At 69.4% G+C, this 2,559-nt stretch carries 2 protein-coding genes and 1 pseudogene; 1 reads left to right on the forward strand and 2 read right to left on the reverse strand.

The genetic code is table 11. From position 1 onward, the window contains the following. A pseudogene (locus tag G6019_RS17115) lies at nucleotides 1-200 on the reverse strand (hypothetical protein); the annotation flags it as partial. A 53-nt stretch (nucleotides 201-253) separates the two neighbouring features. After that, entirely contained in the window at nucleotides 254-1,180 is a 927-nt protein-coding gene (locus G6019_RS13400) for a DMT family transporter (RefSeq protein ID WP_182612550.1), read from the reverse strand. A 71-nt stretch (nucleotides 1,181-1,251) separates the two neighbouring features. On the opposite strand from G6019_RS13400, the gene G6019_RS13405 reads away from it, so the two are divergent. Continuing rightward, nucleotides 1,252-2,514, forward strand: coding sequence for an aspartate kinase (locus G6019_RS13405; protein ID WP_107755550.1), 1,263 nt, complete (start codon nucleotides 1,252-1,254; stop codon nucleotides 2,512-2,514). Nucleotides 2,515-2,559 lie beyond the last annotated feature (45 nt).

A 2,559-nucleotide genomic window follows, 5' to 3' on the forward strand; every position in this document is an offset into this window, starting at 1 on the left:
GCGCCGTTGACCACCGCCCCGGCGGTGGGGGCGGTGACGACGAGGGGGGTGAGGATCGCGGCGGCGGAGGCGAGCGCCGTCGCCACGAATCGGGGTGTTCTGGGAGAGGGGCGCCGGGACGTCGCGGCCTGCCCGGGGCTGCCGCCGGCCCTCTCGGCACAGCTGTTACTCAAGGTGCCACTGGGGCGGGTGGGACGCATGAGGCTCAGCCTAAGCGATGAGATCGACGTGCGCTGGCGCTCGGGGTGGGTCCTCATGGCTCTGGAATCGCGGGCGGCTGCGGCCGTGTTACCGCTGGACTGGCCGCGCCCGCGCCGCCCGGGTCGGCCTGTGGCTCGAGATCGACCTCCTTGTTGGCCAGCCGCACGGTGGCCACCACCATCAACACCAGGGTCGCGGCGAGGATGGCGAGTTCGGCGCCGTCGACGGTGAACCACTCGCCCAGCACCACCACCCCCAGCCCCAGCGCGACGACGGGTGTGGTGACGGTCGAGGCGGGTACCGCCTGGTGCACCGCCCCCGCCGAGAACGACATCTGCTGAAGCGTCAGCGCGATCACCGCCGCCACCACCAGCCCGTACACCTCGCCCGCGGTGAAGACCTCGACCAGCCCGCCCGAGTACCACCGGTCGGCGACGCCCTTGGTGAGCAGCGCGACATAAGCGAACGCCAGACCGCCGGCCACTCCCAGCAGGAGCGCCCGGTTGCCGTTGCGTCGGCGATTGCGCGACAGTCGAAGCAACACGGCGATCGCCACCAGTCCCCCCGCGCACGCCAGTGCCCACACGTACCAGGGCGGGTGGTCGTCGCCGCCCATGGGACGCCCGTAGATCACCAGGACGACCACGCATCCCGCCAGGACATGTCCCCAGAACAGTTCGGTCTTGGTGACTCGGCGGCCGGTGACCCAGGCCCCGAGAGGCAGCGCGAAGGTCAATGAGAGGACTGTGATCGTCTGCACGAGGATGAGCGAACCGAACGCCAGCGCCGCGCCCTGGAAGGCGAACCCGGCCAGGCTGATCGCCATCCCGGACCACCAGTACCTGCTGGCCAGGACGCCGAACCGCCCCTCGAGCCGACCGCCGGCGCGACCCTTGGTGCGGTGCCGCATCACGGTGCCGAAGGCCTGACTGAGGGCGGCGGCGAGGGCCAGGAGGACGGCCAACCAGGTTTCTGTCATCGATGATGAGTAAACACCTCCCGTAAAGTAGGGCTGCGTTAAGCCGATCAACACCGGAAGGGTGTGACCGCGTGGCACTCGTAGTGCAGAAGTACGGCGGCTCCTCCGTGGAGTCCGCAGAACGTATCCGTCGGGTGGCCGAACGGATCGTCGAGACCAAGAAGGCGGGCAACGACGTCGTCGTCGTCGCCTCCGCGATGGGGGACACGACCGACGAGCTGTTGGACCTGGCCGACCAGGTCTGCCCCGCACCACCGCAGCGCGAGATGGACATGCTGCTGACCTCGGGCGAGAGGATCTCGAACGCGCTGCTGGCCATGGCCATCAGCTCGTTCGGGATGGAGGCGTACTCGTTCACCGGCTCCCAGGCCGGGATCATCACCACCACCAAGCACGGCGACAGCCGGATCATCGACATCACCCCGGGGCGGGTCCGTGACGCCCTCGACCAGGGCAAGATCGCTCTGGTCGCCGGCTTCCAGGGCGTGTCCCGCGAGACCAGAGACGTCACGACCCTCGGCCGGGGCGGATCCGACACCACCGCGGTCGCCATGGCCTCGGCTCTCGGCGCCGACGTCTGCGAGATCTACTCGGACGTCGACGGCATCTACACCGCCGACCCCCGGATCGTCTCCGACGCCCGCAAGCTCGACTCCATCTCGTACGAGGAGATGCTCGAGATGGCGGCCGTCGGCTCGAAGATCCTCAACCTGCGGAGCGTCGAGTTCGCCCGCCGGTACCACGTGCCCCTGCGCGTGCGCTCGTCGTATTCGACCAACCCGGGCACGCTCGTGGCCGGAAAAGTGGAGGACATCCCCGTGGAAGACGCAGTCCTGACCGGAGTCGCTCACGACGCCTCGGAGGCCAAGATCACGGTCGTCGGGATCCCCGACCAGCCGGGGTACGCCGCCAAGATCTTCCGCGTGGTGGCCGACGCCGAGATCAACATCGACATGGTCCTGCAGAACGTCTCCAAGGCCGAGGGCAAGACCGACATCACCTTCACCTGCCCGCGAGAGGTGGGTGCCCGGGCCACCGAGGTCCTGTCACAGGCCAAGGATGACCTCGGGATCGACCAGGTGCTCTACGACGACAACGTCGGCAAGGTCTCCCTGGTCGGCGCCGGCATGAAGTCGCATCCGGGCGTCACCGCGACGTTCTGCGAGTCGCTGTCCGAGGCCGGGGTCAACATCGAGCTCATCTCCACCTCGGAGATCCGCATCTCGGCGCTGGTCCGCGAGGACGAGCTCCCCGAGAGCGTCCGCGCCCTGCACGCCGCGTTCGAGCTGGGCGGCGAGGAGGAGGCCCAGGTCTACGCCGGCACCGGCCGCTGACCCGAGCCCCTCGAGCGCACGGCGCGCTTCCCGCCCGGCGCGGCG

Source organism: Dietzia sp. DQ12-76 (genome assembly GCF_014145045.1).
In the GTDB taxonomy this organism is placed as follows: domain Bacteria; phylum Actinomycetota; class Actinomycetes; order Mycobacteriales; family Mycobacteriaceae; genus Dietzia.

Coding starts and splice junctions, on each gene's coding strand:
- G6019_RS13400 (WP_182612550.1), bottom strand. CDS start 1,180: ATGACAGAAACCTGGTTGGCCGTCCTCCTGGCCCTCGCCGCCGCCCTC.